The organism is Ruegeria sp. YTSC192, assembly GCF_059609705.1.
The window spans coordinates 37,733-57,017 of sequence record NZ_JBXWMG010000013.1 but is presented as its reverse complement, the minus strand read 5'-3'; the positions used below and the strand labels follow the sequence as shown (position 1 = coordinate 57,017).

Below are 19,285 nucleotides of genomic sequence, written 5' to 3'. Positions count from 1 at the left end.
GTGCCCATGGCTTTACCCGTCGCGATCACGCCGCGGCCTTTGACACACAAGGACTGCGCTGGCTTATGCTGGCGCAGTCCTTCCGATTTCGGTTTTGCCGACCATGTGCCCTCGGTTCTGGTCGGGGCATCTGAACTGTCATCTGTAACGCTGGAGATGCCCTGGTTCTTTGCGCAGGCTAAAGGCAAGTGGCACGCGCTTGCCCCGTTGCGTTCGGAGGCGGGGCTGGAATTGACCCACGTGCCGTTCCTGCTGCGCATGTATCCGTTTACCCTATTGCCGGACGCCGACAGTTTTGTGCTTGGCATCTGGCAGGATTCCAGCTGTATCGGCGAAACCGGACAACCGATCTATGACGGCGCGCAATTGCACCCGAGGTTAGAGCCGCTTACCAAAGCGTTCTCCCGTTTTGTCACGGGCTTGGATGCGCTGCATAAAATCGGAGCATCCCTGCATGAGGCGGGTGTTCTGGAGCCGACGTCTCACAAAACCAGCGACACGGTCCAACTGTTTCAAACGGATGAGGATGCGCTGCGTGCTTTGCCGGCAGAAAACCTGTCTGATCTGGCGAAAACCGGTGCGCTGGGGGCCGCATATGCGCAGTTATTGTCACGCACACATTTAAAAAGAACGGCAAGTCCCAAGGTTGCTTCCCAACCGCGGAATACTCCTGTAACGCGAGAGGAAGACAGCGCTTTTCTGGATGCATTGACCGATGATCTTCTGGCGGGCGCAGAATTGAAACCAGGAGCGTTGGCACCATGAAGACTTGGTTGTCGGTTGTGATGACCACACTTGTTTTGGCGGGGTGCAGTGAGGATTTGCGGGGCACGCAGTCGTTTGACCCTGCAGCCGAACCCACCACGCAGCCTGCGGCGGCGCAAAGCAACCTGAAGGGCAGCGTTGCGCGCACGCAATTTGCCGAGCTGGTGCGCAGATCGGTCGCCACCTCTCCGACGACAGCGGCGGGAACCGCCAATGTTCTGGCCTCGCAATCCCGGATCGAGGCCGAAAGGGGTGCGTTCCGACCTCAGTTGAATGCCGAGACCTCGCTGACGTCCGAGGGGGATACGGTGCCGATCCTGCGGCTTAGCCAGATCATTTATGATGGGGGTAAGGTCTCGGGCCGTATCGGGCTGCGACAGATCGAGGCGCGCCAGACCTGGCTGAGCGAACTGTCCGAGCTGAGCGCCCAGAGTTTTGAGGCGATCGAGGCCATCATTGACCTTGATCGCAACCGTCGTCTTGAAGATCAGGCACGGCAGAACCTTGAACGCACCGAGACACTGGTCAGTGACCTGCAATCGCGGTTTGACGCCGGTGCAGGCTCGGTTGCGGATCTGCTGGCCGGTCAGGGCCGTCAGTCCAATGCCGAGACGGAATTGGCGCAGGCCGAAACGGATGTCGAACTGGCGACCGCCACCTGGATCGAACTGTTCGGCAGCCGCCCCAGCGTCATTCCAACCATCCCTCCGGCCCCGGTTCTGGCGGGTACGACCTCGCAGGCGATGGTCGAGCGCAGCCCACGTCTGCGCACACAGGTCGCCGTCACCCAGGTGCGTCAGCAAGAGGTTGTCCTGGCCGAGCGTGCCACCCGCCCGACCCTGTCCGCGATCCTTGAGACCGACTTCAACGAAGGCAGTATCGACAATGGCGCGCAGGCCCGTCTGGGCGTGAATGTCCCGATCTATCAGGGTGGGTCGGCCCGTGCCAATGTGGAAACGGCAAGGGCCAATCTGCAGCAAAGTGAGGCCGACGCAGAAGAGCTGCGCCGCGAATTGCAACGCAGCCTGTCTCAGGCTCTGGAAGAGACGAGCTCGATCCAGCGACGTCTTGCGACAGCGCGCCGTGCGGTTGAAATCAACGAACAGGCGCTTGATGCGGCGCGGGGGCAGTTCAACATCGGTCGTTCGACCATAGTGCAGATTCTGGACGCTCTGCGCGAATTGAATCTGGCGCAAGTCCGGGTCATCCAGCTTGAGGCGCAGGCGCGTCGGGCCGAATATGCGGTGCTGGCCGTGACCGGCGATATTCTGGATGCAGTGGGCGTCGCGCAACCGACTGATCCAACCTTGTGATATCCCCATGACCCCAGCCGCCGCAGACCCGCTGATCACACATCTTCAGCTTTTGACCGAGCGGTTGGGCCACGGGCTGTCCGAGGCGGATTTGTTCCGCGTTTTCAAGGGCAGCAACGAGGCTTACGCGGTCAAGGACGCGGTCAGCGCGCTTGAGGCGGCAGGATACAAGGCCGATTTCGGCAAGGCGCGATTGACCAAGCTGGACCCGATCCTGTTCCCGGTTCTGGCCTTCGATGCGGATGGGGTGCCGTTTGTGGTTCTCGACCGCGAAGACAAGGACCGCTTTCTTGTCATTGATGCCAGCAGCGGATCGACCGAGCCGCAGATATGGCGACGTAAGGACCAGCGCATCGCCAAGGCGCGCTGGATCCTGCGCGCCTCACGCGCCCGCCGCGCGGACGAGGATCGCGCGACACCGCAAGGTCATTGGTTCTGGTCGGCGTTCAACGATCTGCGCGGCGTGTATGTTCAGATCATCCTCGCGGCGATGGTGACCAGTATTCTGGGATTGGCGACATCACTGTTCACTATGGTGGTCTATGACCGCATCCTGCCGAATGAGGCCGTGGACAGCCTGTTGGCGCTGGTCGCCGGGGTCGGGTTCGCGCTGCTGTTTGACTTTATGATCAAGAACCTGCGGTCACGCTTTATCGACACGGCGGGCAAGCGCGCGGATATGAAGATTGCCGAACGTCTGTTCAATCAGCTCATGGCGCTGAAGATGAAGGCGCGGGGCGGGCAGAACGGACGCATGGCCTCGATCCTGCGGGATTTTGAGGTGGTACGGGATTTCTTTACCTCGGCCTCTTTGGTGGCGCTGGTTGATCTGCCCTTCCTGCTGGTGTTCATCGGCGTGATCTGGGCCATTGGCGGGCCTTTGGCGCTGGTTCCGGCGATTGCCGTGCCGATCACGTTACTTTCCGGCCTGCTGGCACAGCCGTTCCTCAGCCGCTATGCGCGCGAATCCAGTGTTGATGGGCAGACCAAACAATCGGTTCTGATGGAAACTCTGACCGGGATGGAAACCCTTAAGACGACAGGCGCGGAACCGGTCATGCGGGCCCGCTGGGACGATACGATACGGGCACAGGCGGACAGTTCCGGCAAGACGCGCATGTTGTCTCAGGGCACGGTGAATCTGACACTTCTGGTGCAGCAGATCGCGCAGGTCGCCATTGTGTTTTACGGCGTTTTCCTGATCCGCGACGGGGTGATCTCGATGGGTGCGCTGATTGCCTGTGTGATCCTGACCGGCAAGACACTGGCCCCGCTGTCGCAATTGGCGCAGGTGCTGACGCGGTTGAATCAGGCGCGGGTCGCCTATGGCCAGATCGACGCGTTGATGCAGCAGGAGGTCGAGCGCGAAGCCGGTCGCCGCTATCTGTCGCGCCGCACGATTTCGGGGCAAATCGAATTCAAGGGCGTCAGCTTTGCCTATGATGAGGCGTTGGGCTCGATCCTCAAGGATATCGACCTGTCGATCAAACCCGGTGAGAAAGTTGCCATTCTCGGCCCTGTCGGGTCGGGCAAGAGCACTCTGGCGCGCCTAATACTGGGTCTCTACGAACCCGATGACGGCGCGGTGTTGCTGGACGGTCTGGATGCCCGCGCCGTGGATCCCGCGGACAAGACACGCAATATCGGCGCGGTGTTGCAGGATTGTTGGCTGTTCTCGGGCACGCTGCGCGAAAACATCATCGCCGGGCGGTTTGGTGTGACGGATGATGAGGTTCACAAAAAGGCCGCCATCTCGCTGGCCGATCGCACTACTTCGGCACATCCGCATGGCTATGACATGCAGGTGCATGAAGGTGGGGCAGGTGTGTCTGGAGGGCAGCGTCAGGCGGTGGCCATTGCGCGGGCGCTGATCGGCGATCCGCCGACGCTTGTGATGGACGAGCCGACCTCGGGCATGGATGTGCAGACGGAATCGCAGGTGATCGAGAACCTGAAAGGCTGGCTATCGGATGACCGGACCTTGGTGCTGGTGACGCACAGAACCAGTCTGTTGCAATTGGTGGACCGGGTGATTGTTCTGAACGGCGGCAAGGTCACCTTTGACGGCAGCAAGGACGATATGCTGGTCCGCAACCGCCCGGCGGCACGCGCCGTGAAGGAGGCGTAGGAATGGCCGGGGCGGATTTCACAGCAACAGCACGAGAGCTGCGCGGCAGGCGTGGTGCCGCCGGTGGCCTGATCCTGTTGTCGGTTGTGACCTTACTGGCCGTTGTGCTGACCTGGGCGTATTTCACCGAGATCGACGATGTGACGCGGGCCGAGGCGCGCGTGGTGCCCTCGCAGCTTGTGCAGGTGGTTCAGGCGGCCGAAACCGGCACCATCACCGAGATCAACATCCGCGTTGGCGATACGGTTCAGGCCGGGGACGTCCTGATGCGGTTCGACCCTGTTCTGCTGCGGGCCGAGCTGGACACCGCCGTATCCGAGGCCACCGCCCTGCGCCTGCGCCGCGCCCGGCTTGAGGCGCAGATTGCCGGAGAGTCCTTTGACATGCCTGATCGCGAGGGCGTCGAGGGGAAACTGCTTGATGCGGAACGGGATCTGTTCACGGCCATGGCCGCGCATCTGACAGCCGATCTTGAGGTTCTGGACGCCCGTCGCGAGATCAAGCTGGCCGAGATTGAGGCCGCCCGGATCAGCAAAGCTGTGAACAACGAGACCATCGGCCTGCTCGAGGAAGAAATCGACGTGATCCAACCTCTGGTCGAGCGTCGGATCGAAAGCCCCATCGCCATGATCGACCTGCGCCGGGAACTCAGCCGTCAGAACGGGCAGCTGAGCGATGCCGGGAACCGTATCCTGATGGCGCAGGCCGCACTGACCGAGATCGACAGCCAGATCGTTGCCCGCAAGCGCGAGTTCCGATCGATCGCGAACCGGGAATTGACCGAAACGCAGGCCGGGCTGGCCGCGCTTGAAACCCGTATTCCCGCCCTTCAGGCCCGTTTGGCGCGGGCGGAAATCCGTGCCCCGGCGCGTGGGGTGGTCAATCAGGTGCTGATCTCGACGCTGGGTGGTGTTGCGCAGCAAGGCCAGACCGTGGCTGAGATCGTGCCTTTCGGCGACACCGTCACGGTCGAGGCCTATGTGGCCCCCGATGACATCGCCTTCATCCGACCTGATCAGGACGTGAAAGTGCGTATCACCGCCTATGATGCCTCGCGCTATGGTGCGCTGGATGGGCGGGTGACGCGAATCGGGGCGGATACGATTCTGGCCCCGGATGGGGAAACCTCGGTCTATGTTGTCGAGATACAGTTGGACGGCTCTCTGACCGATGCGGACGGGCAGAAACTGGACGTGATCCCGGGCATGGTCGCGCAAGTCGATATGCTGTCTGAGCCGAAGACGGTGCTGGAGTATCTGACGAAACCTGTGATCCGCGTCAAAGACCGCGCCTTCCGGGACTAATCCGAGATACGAAACCCCCTCTTGAACTCTGCGCCACTCGGCCCGATTTTGAGGGGGGTGGGGATCGCCTATCATGTCCAAGCGCTGAAACAGGAACACCGATATGAGTTTCATTCGACCCGAAGCCAAATTGGCCCTCTGGCGTTGGCGCGAGGTTGTCGCGGCCGGTTTTGTTCTGGTTCTGGGCCTCAGCTGGGTCAGTGGACCCGGCGGTCTGCTGGGCGTTCTGGGGTGGGTGCTGGTGGCTGTCTCGGTTGCGCTGACAGTCATCGGAGTGCAGCGCGCCCGGTTTCGCACCGGCGCAGGCGGGCAGGGCGTCGTCAGCGTTGATGAAGGGCAGATAACCTATCTCGGCCCGCTGGATGGCGGCATGGTGGCAACGCGCGAGATCGAGCGACTCGCGCTTGATCCGACCTCAAGCCCGGCGCATTGGGTGTTGGACCAGCCGGGGCAACCGACGCTTCACATTCCCGTGAATGCAGAAGGGGCCGAGGCGCTGTTCGATGTGTTTTCGGCGCTGCCAGGTTTGAAAACCCAACAGATGCTGGCCGAACTTCACGGCGGGTCGCGCCATCCGGTGGTGATCTGGGAAAAAACCTCCTCGCGCCCGGCCCACCTTCGGCTGCATTGACACTGGCGCGGTTTGCGCTCAGGACTGATCGTCAAGACAGACACATCAGGATCGGAGAACGGTTCATGTCCATCCCTCAGTCCGGCGGCGGTCCGATCGAACGCCACGAGCAATTGGCCGAATATCTGGAATCGGGCTGCAAGCCCAAGACCGATTGGCGTATCGGGACCGAACATGAGAAGTTCGGCTATTGCAAAGACACCCTCAAACCGCTGCCTTTTGAAGGCAAACGTTCCATCGTTGCGGTGCTCGAAGGGCTGCGCGACCGCCACGGCTGGGCCGAGGTGCGCGAAGCGGGCCATCTGATCGGGCTTGAGAAAGACGGTGCAAATGTCAGCCTGGAACCGGGCGGCGCGTTGGAGCTGTCGGGTGCTCCACTGGAAACCATCCACGAAACCTGTGACGAGGTGAACACCCACCTGCGCGAGGTCAAGGAAATCGCGGATGAAATTGGTGTAGGCTTCATCGGTCTGGGGGCTGCTCCCATCTGGACCCACGAGGAAATGCCGCTGATGCCCAAAGGGCGCTATCGGCTGATGAACGACTATATGGAAAAGGTCGGCAGCATGGGCCGCGCCATGATGCGCCGGACATGTACCGTTCAGGTCAATATCGACTTCGGGTCCGAGGCCGACATGGTGCAGAAACTGCGCGTGGCGCTGGCGTTGCAGCCGGTGGCGACGGCGCTGTTTGCGAACTCTCCGTTCTTCGAGGGCAAGCCAAACGGCCAGAAAAGCTGGCGCAGCCATATCTGGCGGCATCTGGACGATGCGCGCACCGGCATGCTGCCTTTTGTTTTCGAAGAGGGCTTCGGGTTCGAGCGTTACGTTCAATATGCGCTCGATGTGCCGATGTATTTCGTCTATCGCGACGGCCAGTATATCAACGCGCTGGGCATGTCCTTCCGTGACTTCCTGAAGGGTGAGCTTCCCGCATTGCCGGGCGAAACGCCCACCCTGTCGGACTGGGCCGATCATCTGACCACGGCCTTCCCCGAAGCGCGGATCAAGAAATTCATGGAAATGCGCGGCGCCGATGGTGGCCCGTGGCGTCGTCTGTGCGCACTGCCTGCATTCTGGGTCGGCCTGACCTATGACCAGACCGCGCTGGATGCGGCGTGGGATCTGGTCAAAGGCTGGGATGCCGAGACCCGAGAGGAACTGCGCGTTCAGGCTGCGGTCAATGGTCTGCAAGCCCAGGTCGGTGACGTCAACATGCACGATCTGGCGCGTGAGGTCGTGGCGATCTCAGAGGCTGGTCTGAAAGCCCGCGCCTTCCCCGGTGCCGGTGGTCTGGTCCCGGATGAGACGCATTTCCTGAACGCGTTGAAGGAAAGCATCGATACCGGCAAGGTGCCCGCTGATGAGTTGCTGGAACACTACAATGGCGACTGGAACGGCGACCTGACCCGGATTTTCCCCGAATACAGCTATTGATCCGCCCGGTCCCGCTTGCATTCGCGGGGCTGGCCCGATAGCAGGTTGGCGACCAAATTCAGAGGGCGTCATGGACGATCTTAAGGCAAAATATCTGGGCCAAATCGCCGAAGCCGGCGACGAGAACGCGCTTGAGGCGATCCGCGTCGCGGCCGTGGGCAAAAAAGGCGAGGTCGCGCTGAAGATGCGCGAGCTAGGCAAGATGACCCCCGAGGAACGTCAGGTCGCAGGCCCCGCGCTGAACGCCCTGAAGGATGAGATCAACTCGGCGCTCTCTGCCAAAAAGGCAGCCCTTGCTGATGCTGCGCTGGATGAGCGTCTGCGCACCGAATGGTTGGACGTCACCCTGCCGACCCGCGCACGCCGTGAGGGCTCAATCCACCCGATCAGCCAGGCGACCGAGGAACTGACTGCGATCTTTGCCGAACTGGGTTTTGCCGTGGCCGAGGGGCCTCGGGTTGAGACCGACTGGTACAATTTTGACGCCCTGAACATCCCCGGCCACCACCCCGCGCGGGCCGAGATGGACACGTTCTACATGCATCGCGCCGAGGGCGATGATCGCCCGCCGCATGTGCTGCGCACGCATACGTCTCCGGTGCAGATCCGCTCAATGGAGAAACAGGGCGCGCCGATCCGCGTGATCTGTCCGGGCGGTGTCTACCGTGCCGACTATGACCAGACCCACACGCCGATGTTCCATCAGGTCGAGGGGCTGGCCATCGACAAGGACATCTCGATGGCGAACCTGAAATGGGTTCTGGAAGAGTTCGTGAAAGCCTTCTTTGAGGTCGACGATGTCGAGCTGCGCTTCCGCGCCTCGCACTTCCCCTTCACCGAGCCGTCGGCCGAGGTTGATATCCGCTGTTCCTGGGATAACGGCCAGCTGAAGATCGGCGAGGGCGACGACTGGATGGAGATTCTGGGCTCCGGCATGGTCCACCCCAAGGTGATCGCTGCCGGTGGGATTGATCCCGAGGTTTATCAGGGCTTTGCGTTCGGCATCGGCATCGACCGTCTGGCGATGCTGAAATACGGCATTCCGGATTTGCGGGCGTTCTTTGATTCCGACCTGCGCTGGTTGCGGCACTACGGGTTTGCAGCGCTGGATATGCCGAACCTGCATGGTGGTTTGAGTCGGTAGTTGTACCCGATGGGCGTATATCTGGCTCGCTACGTGGATTGGTGCAATAGGCGCGCCAAAGACATTCGGTTGTGGCAAATCATCGGACTGTTCACACTCTCATTTGTCTTAATGCTTCTGGCTTTCGCGTTTGGCGGGGAATTGGTCGGCTATTTGTTTAGTGCTGTCTTCGTACTACCCATTCTCCACTTTTTGCAAATCGCTGGGGATGTTTGGTTAAAGAACATGACTCGCCGTCAAGATGAGTATGAGCAGCTTCGGAAAACAAAAAAGCTCTTGAAAGGCTTTCGGAAATAGACGCGCGGAGCAAAGGCCGATAGGCCGCCGTGCTATCGCCAGACCGCCCGCAGGGGCTGGCGATTTGTCTCCGCAAGCGCTCCGTCTGAACAGCACACGGATTTGGCTGGCATAAAGTGCCCAACATAACCGTTGCATCGCCACACCGCGGTCTGGCGATAGCGCGGCTTGTCACAATCTCCCACGGGGTTGTTAAGTGACTTCGGGCGCGGGCTGGGTAGTCTCGCGCGCATGATTTATCGACTGCTTTGCCTTCTGTTGCTGACCGCCACCCAAGCCGCTGCCGTGGATACCTGCCACGGCGATACGGCCTGTGAGGTCGGTGACCGCTCGTACCATGTGTTGGAACCTGAGGGGTGGGATGGCGAGACCCCTCTGCCTGTGTTGCTGCATTTCCACGGTTGGGCGCGGCAGGGGACTGTGGTGGTGAACCATGAACGCATCGCCGGGGCGACCAAGCTGCGCGGCGTTTTGCTGGTGGCCCCGAACGGGCTGGGCAAAAGCTGGGATTTCTGGACCTCGGGCACGGGTGATGTGCCCTTTGCCGACCGGGTGTTGGAGGATGTCGCCAAGCGCTATCCGGTTGATCCGCAGCGTATCTATGTCTCGGGCTATTCCTTCGGAGGCGCGATGGCGTGGCGCTATGTGTGCCAGTCGGGCAATGATATCGCCGCCCTGCTGGCCGTCGCCGGTAGCATTCGCCAGACCGAGGATTGCCCCGAAGCCCCGCGCGAGGCGCGCCATGTCCACGGCCTCAGCGATACGGTGATGGATTTTCCCTATGGCGCGAATGGCGACACGACCTATCCAGTGGCCCTTTGGCGCGCGAAATACGACTGCCACAATGCCACCCCGCGCGGGGATTGGAGCGTGGTGCCGATCCTGACCCTCAGCCGGGTGGAATGGACCGATTGCGCGCAGGGGCAGGTGGTGCTGGATACCCATCCCGGCGGGCATTTCATCCCCCATGGCTGGATCGGACGGCAATTGGACGAGCTTTTGGGCCGCACCCCCACCTATCCGTGACCCGCAGCGCTTGCACCTTGGCGCATTCTTTGTCATTGCCTGTGCCGACTGGATGTTTGCCAAAAAAGGCCCCGAGCAATGAAATTCACTCTGTCCTGGCTGAAAGACCACCTCGACACCGATGCGTCGGTTGATGAGATCACTGAGGCGCTGACCGATCTTGGCCTTGAGGTCGAAGAGGTCGTGAACCCGGCAGACCGTCTGGCGGGCTTTACCCTGGGCCATGTGAAACATGCCGAGAAACACCCCGACGCCGACAAGCTGCGCGTCTGCACGGTGGCGACGGATGAGGGCGATCTGCAGATCATCTGCGGCGCCCCCAACGCGCGCGAAGGCATCACCGTCGTGTTCTGCAAGCCGGGCATGTATATCCCCGGTCTGGATATCACCATCAGCGTCGGTAAGATCCGCGGCGTCGAGAGCTTTGGCATGATGGCCTCCGAGCGTGAGCTGGAGCTGTCGGACGAGCATGACGGCATCATCGAGCTGCCTTCGGGTGAGGTTGGTGATCAGTTCGTAGACTGGCTGGCCGAGAATGACCCGTCCAAGATCGACCCGATGATCGAGATCGCGATCACCCCCAACCGCCCGGATGCGCTGGGCGTTGCAGGTATTGCACGCGATCTGGCTGCGCGCGGCGTTGGTACGTTGAAAGAGCGCGCCTACACACCGGTGCCGGGTGATTTCGACAGCCCGATCAAGGTGACGATTGATGAGGATACGCTGGACGGCGCGCCGCATTTCACCGGCCGTCTGATCAAGGGTGTCAAGAATGGCCCCAGCCCGCAGTGGTTGCAGGATCAGCTGAAGGCAATCGGGCTGCGTCCGATCTCGGCCTTGGTGGATATCACCAACTACATGACCTATGACCAGAACCGCCCGCTGCACGTGTTTGACGCGGACAAGGTGCAGGGCAACCTGCGCGTTCACCGCGCCAAGGGTGGCGAGAAGCTGGTGGCGCTGGATGAAAAAGAATACACGCTGCAGCCCGGCATGATGGTGATCTCGGACGACAAAGGGCCTGAGTCCATTGCCGGTATCATGGGCGGTGAGGAAACCGGCTGCACTGAGGAGACTGTGAACGTTTTCCTCGAGAGTGCGTTCTGGGATCACGTACAGATCGCGCTGACCGGTCGTGCGCTCAAGATCAACTCGGACGCACGTTATCGGTTCGAACGTGGGATCGACCCGGAATACACGCTGGAAGGGTTGGAACAGGCGACGCAGATGATCCTCGATCTCTGCGGCGGTGAGGTGTCCAAAGTGGTTGAGGCCGGCAAGGCTCCGAACCATGCGCGCGCCTACAAACTGGATGCGGCACGCGTGCAGTCTCTGGTCGGGATGGATATTCCCGAAAGCGAGCAGCGCCAGACTCTGACGCGTCTGGGCTTCCGGCTGGAAGGCGAGATGGCGCATGTGCCTAGCTGGCGTCCCGATGTCATGGGTGAAGCCGATCTGGTGGAAGAGGTCGCGCGGATCGCATCCTTGACCAAGTTGCAGGGCAAGCCCTTGCCGCGCGTGACCGATGGTATCCCGAAACCCGTAATGACCCCGACACAGCGTCGTCAGTCGATGGCGCGGCGTACCTGTGCGGCGTTGGGCTACAACGAATGCGTCTCATATACCTTTATTGATCAGGCCTCGGCTGCGCTGTTTGGCGGCGGTGACGATGCAACGCGTCTGGAAAACCCGATCTCGTCCGAGATGAGCCATATGCGCCCGGATCTGCTGCCCAGCCTGCTGCAAGCGGCGGCGCGCAATCAGGCGCGCGGCTATGCTGACGTGGCCCTGTTTGAGGTCGGCCCGGTTTTCCATGACGGTGAGCCCGGCGATCAGAAAACCCAGATTTCCGGCCTGCTGGTTGGCCGCAACGGTCCTAAAGACGTCCACGGAGCGTCCCGGCCGGTTGATCTTTTTGATGCCAAAGCGGATGCCGAGGCGGTTCTGGCCGCAATCGGCGCACCCGCCAAGGTTCAGATTTTGCGCGACGGTGACGCCTGGTGGCATCCGGGTCGTCACGGCAAGATCTGCCTCGGCCCGAAAAAGGTTCTGGGCGTGTTCGGGGAGTTGCACCCACGCATCCTGCAGGCGATGGATATCAAAGGTCCGGCGATGGCGTTCACCATCTGGCCGGATGAGGTGCCGCTGCCGCGCAAATCTGGCGCAACCCGCGCCGCGCTGGAACTGCGCGATCTGCAAGCGGTCGAGCGTGACTTTGCCTTTGTGGTCGATGACACCGTCGAAGCTCTGACCTTGGTGAATGCTGCGGCAGGGGCCGACAAGGCCCTGATCGAAGACGTTCGCGTGTTTGATGAGTTCATCGGCGGCAGCCTTGGTGAGGGCAAGAAATCTCTGGCCATTACCGTGCGTTTGCAGCCAAAAGATGCGACGTTGAAGGAAAAGGATATCGAGGCGGTGGCTGAGAAGATCATTGCCAAGGTTTCGAAAGCCACAGGCGGCGTTTTGCGCGGCTAAGGATGATCCACCCTCGGTCAGAAGATTTTTAGAAAGATGAAGGGGCGAATGCGCCCCTTTTTCATGGGAGGAAACGCAAGATGTTGAAAGTCTATTTGTCTGGTGAAATTCACACCGATTGGCGGGAGCAGATCATTTCAGGGGCTGAGGGATTGGATGTTTCATTCAGCAGCCCGGTAACCGATCACGCGGCCAGTGATGATTGCGGTGTGGCTGTTTTGGGCGCAGAGCCGAACAAGTACTGGCACGACCACAAGGGTGCGATGGTGAATGCGATCCGGACGCGCAAGGGGATTTCGGATGCGGATGTGGTGGTTGTCCGGTTTGGTGACAAATACAAGCAGTGGAACGCGGCCTTTGACGCGGGCTATGCGGCTGCGTTGGGCAAGTCGATCATTGTACTGCACGGCCCCGATCATCAGCACGCGTTGAAAGAGGTTGATGCCGCCGCGCTGGCCGTCGCGGAGGACCCACGCCAGGTGGTGGAAATCCTGCGCTATGTTCTGACTGGCGCGCTACCGGGCTAGGTTGCGAAAAGGGCTTGCACGCCTAGATAGTCGCAAGCCCCTATCGGGTTAGTCGCGGGCAGGTGTCACCAGACCTTTTTGAACGGCGGGGCGGTCAAGGAACCGATCCAGATAGGCCGTAAGATTGGCGTGATCATCCCAGCCGACGACCTCTTTGGCGCCATAGAAATCCAGCCCGCGCAGCCAGGGCGCGATGGCCATATCGGCGATCGAGTAGTCTCCGGCGATCCAGTCCTGACCCTCGAGTTCCTGGTTCAGGACGTTGAGCAGGCGCTTGGCTTCGTTGATATAGCGCTCGCGCGGGCGGGGGTCTTCGATCTCGCTGCCGGCGAATTTGTAGAAAAAGCCCAATTGTCCAAGCATCGGCCCAAGGCCCCCCATCTGGAACATCAGCCATTGGGTGATGCGATGCTTGTCAGTGGCGGATTGGCCGATGAACTGCCCGGTTTTCTCGGCTAGATAGAGCAGGATCGCGCCGCTTTCGAACACGCCAATAGGGGTGCCATCCGGGCCATTGGGGTCAATGATCGCGGGGATCTTGTTGTTGGGGTTCAACGACAGAAATTCGGGGCTTTTGACATCGGCATCGGCAAGGGTGACCTTGTGTGCCTCATAAGGCAGGCCGGTTTCTTCCAACATGATCGAGGCTTTGACCCCGTTGGGTGTCGGGAAAGAATAAAGCTGAAGGCGATCGGGGTGTTGCGGCGGCCATTTGGCCATGATCGGGAATGAGGCAGTGTCCAGCATGCGAAAGCTCCTGTTCGGGCGGTTCCGTTCGAGTTAGGCATGGAGTCGTGTATTTGTCAGCCCCCCAAGCTGTGCGGTGTAGGTCATCGGTTGTTTGCTGGCGAACAATGGGGAAAACCGCCGCAACTCGCACCTAGACCGAATTGCGTTTTTCACTCACAATTCAGCGAGTCCCGCGCGAAAGCCGCGGGATTGGTGATTAAGAAAGGATACGCGCGTGGATGAAGTTGCAACGCAGGTGGGTGCTTATGCGCCCCTGATCATGAGCGCAGTAAAGGCGCTGATCGTGCTGATTTTGGGGTGGATCGTCGCCGGAGCAATCGGTGGCATGGTGCGGCGCCGCATCAACTCGACCCCGCAGATCGACCCGACACTGGGAAATTTCGTGGCCAGCCTTGTAAAATGGGTGATCCTGGCGATAGTTCTGGTCGCTGTTCTCGGGATTTTCGGGATTGAGGCGACAAGCATCGTTGCCATTCTGGGCGCGGCTTCGCTGGCGATTGGTCTGGCACTGCAGGGGACGCTCAGTGATCTGGCGGCTGGTGTGATGCTGGTGGTATTTCGGCCGTATAAACTGGGTCAGTTCGTCGATATCGGTGGGACAGCAGGGACAGTGAAAGACCTGAATCTGTTCACGACCGAGTTGGTGACGCCGGACAATGTACAGATCATCGTGCCAAACGGGCAGTCCTGGGGTTCGATCATCACCAACTACTCGGCGCATGACACGCGCCGCGTGGATCTGGTGTTCGGGATCGATTACGGCGACAGCGCAGATGAAGCGATGAAGATCATTCTGGACGTGGCGAACGCGGATGCGCGTATTCACAAAGACCCGGAACCCTGGGTACGTGTGACAAACCTGGGCGACAGTTCGGTCGATCTGACGGCGCGTCTATGGTGCGCAGCGGCGGACTATTGGGATGTGAAGTTCGAACTGACCAAAGCCGTGAAAGAAGCGTTCGATGCGAAGGGTGTTTCGATCCCCTATCCGCATTCGGTAGAGATCCAGAAGCAAGGCTGAACACTCCCGCCCGTCGATTGGGCATTGGAAATGCCCTCCTCCCGTTGGGCCAAGCGCCGCACATTCGTGCGGCGCTTTCGTTTTGGTGGATAGGGTATTTCAAGGGCCAACCGCGCCGCGCCGACAGGCGCGGCGCCATGCCCAACGCTGTAAAGCGCCTTTTGATAAAGGGCGCTTTCAGGGGCGGGAGTTCTTACGACTTGATCACCACGTTGGGCGAGACGACGTCGATGCCAAGCGCTTTGCCAACGGCGTAGTAAGTCAGTTGTCCGGCGTGAACGTTCAGACCTGCCAACAGGTGCGGGTCGTCCTGACAGGCTTGTTTCCAACCTTTGTCGGCCAGTGCCAGCATGAACGGCATCGTCGCGTTGCCCAAGGCGATGGTCGAGGTCCGTGCCACGGCACCCGGCATGTTGGCCACGCAATAGTGCATCACGCCGTCGACTTCGTAGATCGGGTCGGCATGGGTTGTCGCGCGCGAGGTTTCAAAGCAGCCGCCCTGATCAATGGCCACGTCCACCAGCACCGCACCGGGTTTCATGGTCGACAGCTGCTCGCGCGTGATCAGTTTGGGGGCTGCCGCGCCGGGGATCAGAACCGCGCCGATCACCATATCGGCGTCCTGGATTAGTTCAGCCGTTGCACCTGCAGTCGAGTACTGGTTCTTGAACTGGCCGCCGAACACGTCGTCCAGATAGCGCAGCCGCGGCAGTGAGCGGTCAAGCACCGTCACATCGGCGCCCATACCAGCAGCGATCTTGGCTGCGTGGGTCCCAACGACCCCGCCGCCAATTACGACGACCTTGGCCGGTCCAACGCCAGGAACGCCGCCCATCAGCACGCCTCGGCCACCGTTGGCCTTCTGCAGGGTCCAAGACCCGACCTGAGGTGCCAAACGGCCCGCAACCTCGGACATCGGTGCCAGCAGAGGCAGACCGCCGTTTGCGTCCGTGACAGTTTCATAGGCGATTGCGGTGCAGCCTGATTCCAGCAGGTCGTTGGTCTGGTCCGGGTCCGGAGCCAGGTGCAGGTAGGTGAACAGCAATTGGTTCTCGCGCAGCATCTTGCGCTCACCGGCCTGAGGTTCCTTGACCTTCACGATCATGTCGGCCGTTGCAAAGACCTCTTCTGCGGTGTCCACGATGCCCGCGCCAGCAGCGATATAGGCGGCATCGTCAAAACCTGCGCCAATGCCGGCACCAGATTCGATCAGCACTTCGTGGCCACGTGCAACCGCTTCCTGCGCGGCGTTTGGCGTCATCCCGACGCGGAATTCCTGGGGTTTGATTTCCTTGGGGCAACCGATTTTCATCTGTACCGTCTCCGTTCATAAACTGCTCAAATTATGTGCAATTATGGGCGCAATATTTGTGAAACTAGGTGGGGCTTTGTGTTTTATGTTCGAAGAATCTCGCATAAACTGACAAAACCTCGCAAAGGATTTGCAGCAATGACCCTCGATACGACAGATCGTAAGATTCTTTCAGCCTTGCAGCGCAACGGTCGGATGTCTAATGCCGAACTGTCAGAGCAGGTGAATCTGTCCCCCTCGGCCTGCCATCGCCGGGTGCAACGGCTTGAGGCCGACGGCTATATTCGCAACTACGTGGCTTTGCTGGATGCGCGCAAGATGAATGTGCCAACTACTGTCTTTGTCGAGATCACATTGCAAGGTCAGGCCGAAGAGGTTCTGGACGCGTTCGAAAAGGCGGTTTCGCGCATCCCGGACGTTCTGGAATGCCACCTGATGGCCGGAACCGCCGACTACATCCTGAAAGTGGTGGCCGAAGATACCGAGGATTTCGCCCGGATCCACCGTCAATACCTGTCACGGCTGCCCAAGGTGGCGCAGATGCAAAGCTCTTTCGCGTTGCGCACGGTGTTCAAAACAACCGCTCTACCGGTTTGAACGGCGCCTATTTTCTGCGCGCAGAAAGGCAAAGGACTGCCTTGCGTCAATTCTACGGCTTGTATCCCCGGGGCGGGGCGTCCAAAATTGAGACGACGAGACCCTCGCGCTGCACCTCCCCATGATCCCGGCAGCGCGATGTCATCAATTCATCTGATGACATCAGGCGGTTACACAAACCTGCCAGGGTGGGAACCCGAAGAATAGTAAGGAGTTGACCTTGGCCTACGAAAACGATGGCGCCCCCAAAGACTGGTTGGAGGCTGAGCTGGAAGATACGCTGGATGAGGATTTCGAGATCGAATTCAGCGAGCCGATGCTGTCGATGGAAGTTCGCAAAATCTATCGGGAACAGCATCCGGACATGCTGGACCGAAAGGTCTATTTCCGAAACCTGCTGCGTCTTCAGGCCGAGTTGATCAAGGTACAGGACTGGGTTCAGCACACCGGTGCCAAGGTTTGTATCCTGTTCGAAGGCCGCGACAGTGCGGGCAAGGGTGGCGTGATCAAGCGGATCACTCAGCGCCTCAATCCGCGCGTGGCGCGGGTGGTGGCTCTGCCAGCCCCCAGCCGCCGGGAACAAAGCCAGTGGTATTTCCAGCGCTACGTGCCGCACCTGCCTGCGGCCGGTGAGATCGTTCTGTTCGATCGCTCCTGGTACAACCGTGCAGGCGTGGAACGGGTGATGGGCTTTGCGACCGAGGATCAGGTCGAACAGTTCTTTCAGGACGTTCCGGAATTCGAACGTATGTTGGCGCGCTCGGGGATCATCTTGCTGAAATACTGGTTCTCGATCACGGATGAAGAACAGCAGTTGCGATTCCTCATGCGCATCCATGATCCGATGAAACAGTGGAAGCTGTCGCCTATGGACCTGGAATCCCGCATCCGCTGGGAATCCTACACCAAGGCGAAGGAGGACATGTTCTTCCGCACCAATATCCCCGAGGCGCCGTGGTACATTGTCGAAGGCAATGACAAGAAACGCGAGCGTCTGAACTGTATCGAGCATCTTCTGACCAAGATCCCCTATACGGATGTTCCGCATGAGAGGGTTAATCTGCCCGATCGCCGCTACAATCCGGACTACGAACGCCGCGTTCTGCCCGACGAGCTGCACGTGCCCAAGATCTACTGATTGCTCTGTGAAGATGCGAGGCAGCGGACTGCCTCGCATCAGGATAGGCCGTCAGGCGACGTCCATCATGCAATCGAAATTGAAGAAGTTGACGAAGAAGACGTCTCCGGAATCGTCTGATGCCATGTCGGGACAGGACGTGTCATCCGGGGTTGGGTCCATATCGTCGACCATCACCAGGTCCATGTCATCCTCGGGTTCGTCTGGTGTCATGGCATCGTCATTCCAGGCGAATTGATCCAACTGCGTCTGTAGCTGTTGAATGAAGGCCTCAATTTCGGCGAGGAAAGCTGCGACGTCGAAACAACCGCTATCAGGGTCCTCGGTCTCGGCAACGTCTGTTTCGGGCTGTTCCGGTTCCGGGTCTTCGGTTTCGGTGACATCGGTGTCGGGCTGCTCGGGTTCCGGGTCTTCGGTTTCGGTGACGTCGGTTTCGGGCTGCTCGGGTTCCGGGTCTTCGGTTTCGGTGACGTCGGTTTCGGGCTGCTCGGGTTCCGGGTCCTCGGTTTCGGTGACGACGGTTTCGGGCTGCTCGGGTTCCGGGTCTTCGGTTTCGGTGACGTCGGTTACCGGTTGTTCCGGAGTCGGGTCTTCGGTTTCGGTCACATCTGTTTCCGGTTCCTCGGGCACCGGATCCTCAGCCGGGGGAGGCGTCTGCGCGGTGTCGTCGCTGTCTAGCATGACTTCTGCCTCAGTGGTGGCAAAGTTCTGTGTCACCATGACCGCGTCAAAGCCCTGCATGTCGCCGGTTTCAACGCCGATCCCGATATACTTGAAATCGGGGTTCAGAATGTTGGCTCGGTGGCCAGGGCTGTTCATCAGGTTCTCATGCAGTTGCGCGACATCATCGCTGATGCCTGGGGCGCCGCGCTCGGATTGCCAGGCGATATTCTCGCCCGTGCGCCAGCTGCCTTCCAGATCGAAACCGGCCGACTGCATGCGCTGGGTCGCGCTGGAGCCGCCCGATCCGGTGTGGCTGAACCGGTCCGTGTTCAGCATCCAGGCGCTGTGGTCTTCTGATGACTCGTTAAGCTGTCTTTCAAGTTGCAGGGGGTCCAGACCGCGGGATGTGCGCTCTTGGTTGATGAGCGCCAGCATCTCTCGTTCTACTTCACTTGCTGTAGACATTTTTGCCTCCGTTTTATGTTTTGTCTGAGTGGACGGACCCAGTTATCGGGGCCATCAAAGACATGAACAGAGAGGCGATGAAAATCGGCGCTTTTCGGCGGGTCGGTGCAGTCGGACGCAGATTCGCTGCGCTGGAAAACGCCGAGAAAGAGGCGAGACTAAGGCTCGGCGAGTTATCGCACTGGTTGTGTAAGGCGTTTTGCGTTTTCATTGGTGGCGAAATTTTCGAAAAACGCGTTCGCCCGCAGGGTGAGGCAGCGTATTTCGATTCAATACAAACGCAAAGCGATCCG

16 protein-coding genes are annotated in these 19,285 nt (G+C 60.0%); 13 read left to right on the top strand and 3 right to left on the bottom strand.

Annotated features, from left to right (window positions below; all coding sequences use genetic code 11):
• Positions 1-6 precede the first annotated feature (6 nt).
• The 10 genes from AC2FD8_RS17150 to AC2FD8_RS17105 all read left to right on the top strand — a co-directional run bounded on the left by AC2FD8_RS17150 (position 7) and on the right by AC2FD8_RS17105 (position 13,046).
• Entirely contained in the window at positions 7-765 is a 759-nt protein-coding gene (locus tag AC2FD8_RS17150; protein WP_496858128.1) for a SapC family protein, read from the top strand.
• Positions 762-2,078, top strand: a complete 1,317-nt coding sequence (locus AC2FD8_RS17145; RefSeq protein WP_496858126.1) for a TolC family protein — start codon at positions 762-764, stop codon at positions 2,076-2,078. The genes AC2FD8_RS17150 and AC2FD8_RS17145 overlap by 4 nt, the downstream gene beginning before the upstream one ends.
• Positions 2,079-2,085: 7 nt before the next feature.
• Complete coding sequence (locus tag AC2FD8_RS17140) at positions 2,086-4,206, top strand: type I secretion system permease/ATPase (protein ID WP_496858124.1); 2,121 nt, start codon at positions 2,086-2,088, stop codon at positions 4,204-4,206.
• A 2-nt stretch (positions 4,207-4,208) separates the two neighbouring features.
• A complete protein-coding gene (locus AC2FD8_RS17135; protein ID WP_496858122.1) occupies positions 4,209-5,510 on the top strand; it encodes an HlyD family type I secretion periplasmic adaptor subunit in 1,302 nt (433 codons plus the stop codon).
• 103 nt (positions 5,511-5,613) lie between these two features.
• On the top strand, positions 5,614-6,141 hold the full coding sequence (locus tag AC2FD8_RS17130) for a hypothetical protein (protein WP_496858120.1): 528 nt from the start codon (positions 5,614-5,616) through the stop codon (positions 6,139-6,141).
• A 65-nt stretch (positions 6,142-6,206) separates the two neighbouring features.
• Positions 6,207-7,577 (top strand): glutamate--cysteine ligase, encoded by a 1,371-nt coding sequence (locus tag AC2FD8_RS17125; protein ID WP_496858118.1) that lies wholly within the window; start codon positions 6,207-6,209, stop codon positions 7,575-7,577.
• Between the two features lie 70 nt (positions 7,578-7,647).
• Positions 7,648-8,721 (top strand): phenylalanine--tRNA ligase subunit alpha, encoded by a 1,074-nt coding sequence (gene pheS / locus AC2FD8_RS17120; protein WP_496858116.1) that lies wholly within the window; start codon positions 7,648-7,650, stop codon positions 8,719-8,721.
• 528 nt (positions 8,722-9,249) lie between these two features.
• The gene (locus tag AC2FD8_RS17115; protein ID WP_496858114.1) at positions 9,250-10,044 is read left to right on the top strand and encodes a CE1 family esterase; all 795 of its coding nucleotides are present in this window, start codon (positions 9,250-9,252) and stop codon (positions 10,042-10,044) included.
• Between the two features lie 78 nt (positions 10,045-10,122).
• On the top strand, positions 10,123-12,519 hold the full coding sequence (gene pheT / locus AC2FD8_RS17110) for a phenylalanine--tRNA ligase subunit beta (protein ID WP_496858112.1): 2,397 nt from the start codon (positions 10,123-10,125) through the stop codon (positions 12,517-12,519).
• An 80-nt stretch (positions 12,520-12,599) separates the two neighbouring features.
• Positions 12,600-13,046 (top strand): YtoQ family protein, encoded by a 447-nt coding sequence (locus tag AC2FD8_RS17105; RefSeq protein WP_496858110.1) that lies wholly within the window; start codon positions 12,600-12,602, stop codon positions 13,044-13,046.
• Positions 13,047-13,094: 48 nt separating this feature from the next.
• Here AC2FD8_RS17105 and AC2FD8_RS17100 read toward each other — a convergent pair whose 3' ends face one another.
• Positions 13,095-13,793, bottom strand: coding sequence for a glutathione S-transferase family protein (locus tag AC2FD8_RS17100; protein WP_170553782.1), 699 nt, complete (start codon positions 13,791-13,793; stop codon positions 13,095-13,097).
• Positions 13,794-14,055: 262 nt separating this feature from the next.
• On the opposite strand from AC2FD8_RS17100, the gene AC2FD8_RS17095 reads away from it, so the two are divergent.
• Entirely contained in the window at positions 14,056-14,817 is a 762-nt protein-coding gene (locus AC2FD8_RS17095; protein WP_496858247.1) for a mechanosensitive ion channel family protein, read from the top strand.
• 193 nt (positions 14,818-15,010) lie between these two features.
• On the opposite strand, the gene ald is transcribed toward AC2FD8_RS17095, so the two are convergent.
• Positions 15,011-16,129 (bottom strand): alanine dehydrogenase, encoded by a 1,119-nt coding sequence (ald, locus tag AC2FD8_RS17090; RefSeq protein WP_496858108.1) that lies wholly within the window; start codon positions 16,127-16,129, stop codon positions 15,011-15,013.
• Positions 16,130-16,267: 138 nt separating this feature from the next.
• On the opposite strand from ald, the gene AC2FD8_RS17085 reads away from it, so the two are divergent.
• The gene (locus AC2FD8_RS17085; RefSeq protein WP_496858106.1) at positions 16,268-16,726 is read left to right on the top strand and encodes an Lrp/AsnC family transcriptional regulator; all 459 of its coding nucleotides are present in this window, start codon (positions 16,268-16,270) and stop codon (positions 16,724-16,726) included.
• A gap of 220 nt (positions 16,727-16,946) precedes the next feature.
• Positions 16,947-17,864, top strand: coding sequence for a polyphosphate kinase 2 (ppk2, locus tag AC2FD8_RS17080; protein ID WP_496858104.1), 918 nt, complete (start codon positions 16,947-16,949; stop codon positions 17,862-17,864).
• A gap of 51 nt (positions 17,865-17,915) precedes the next feature.
• On the opposite strand, the gene AC2FD8_RS17075 is transcribed toward ppk2, so the two are convergent.
• Positions 17,916-18,992 carry a CAP domain-containing protein gene (locus AC2FD8_RS17075; protein WP_496858102.1) on the bottom strand — a complete coding sequence of 359 codons (1,077 nt, stop codon included), beginning with the start codon at positions 18,990-18,992 and terminating at the stop codon, positions 17,916-17,918.
• Positions 18,993-19,285 lie beyond the last annotated feature (293 nt).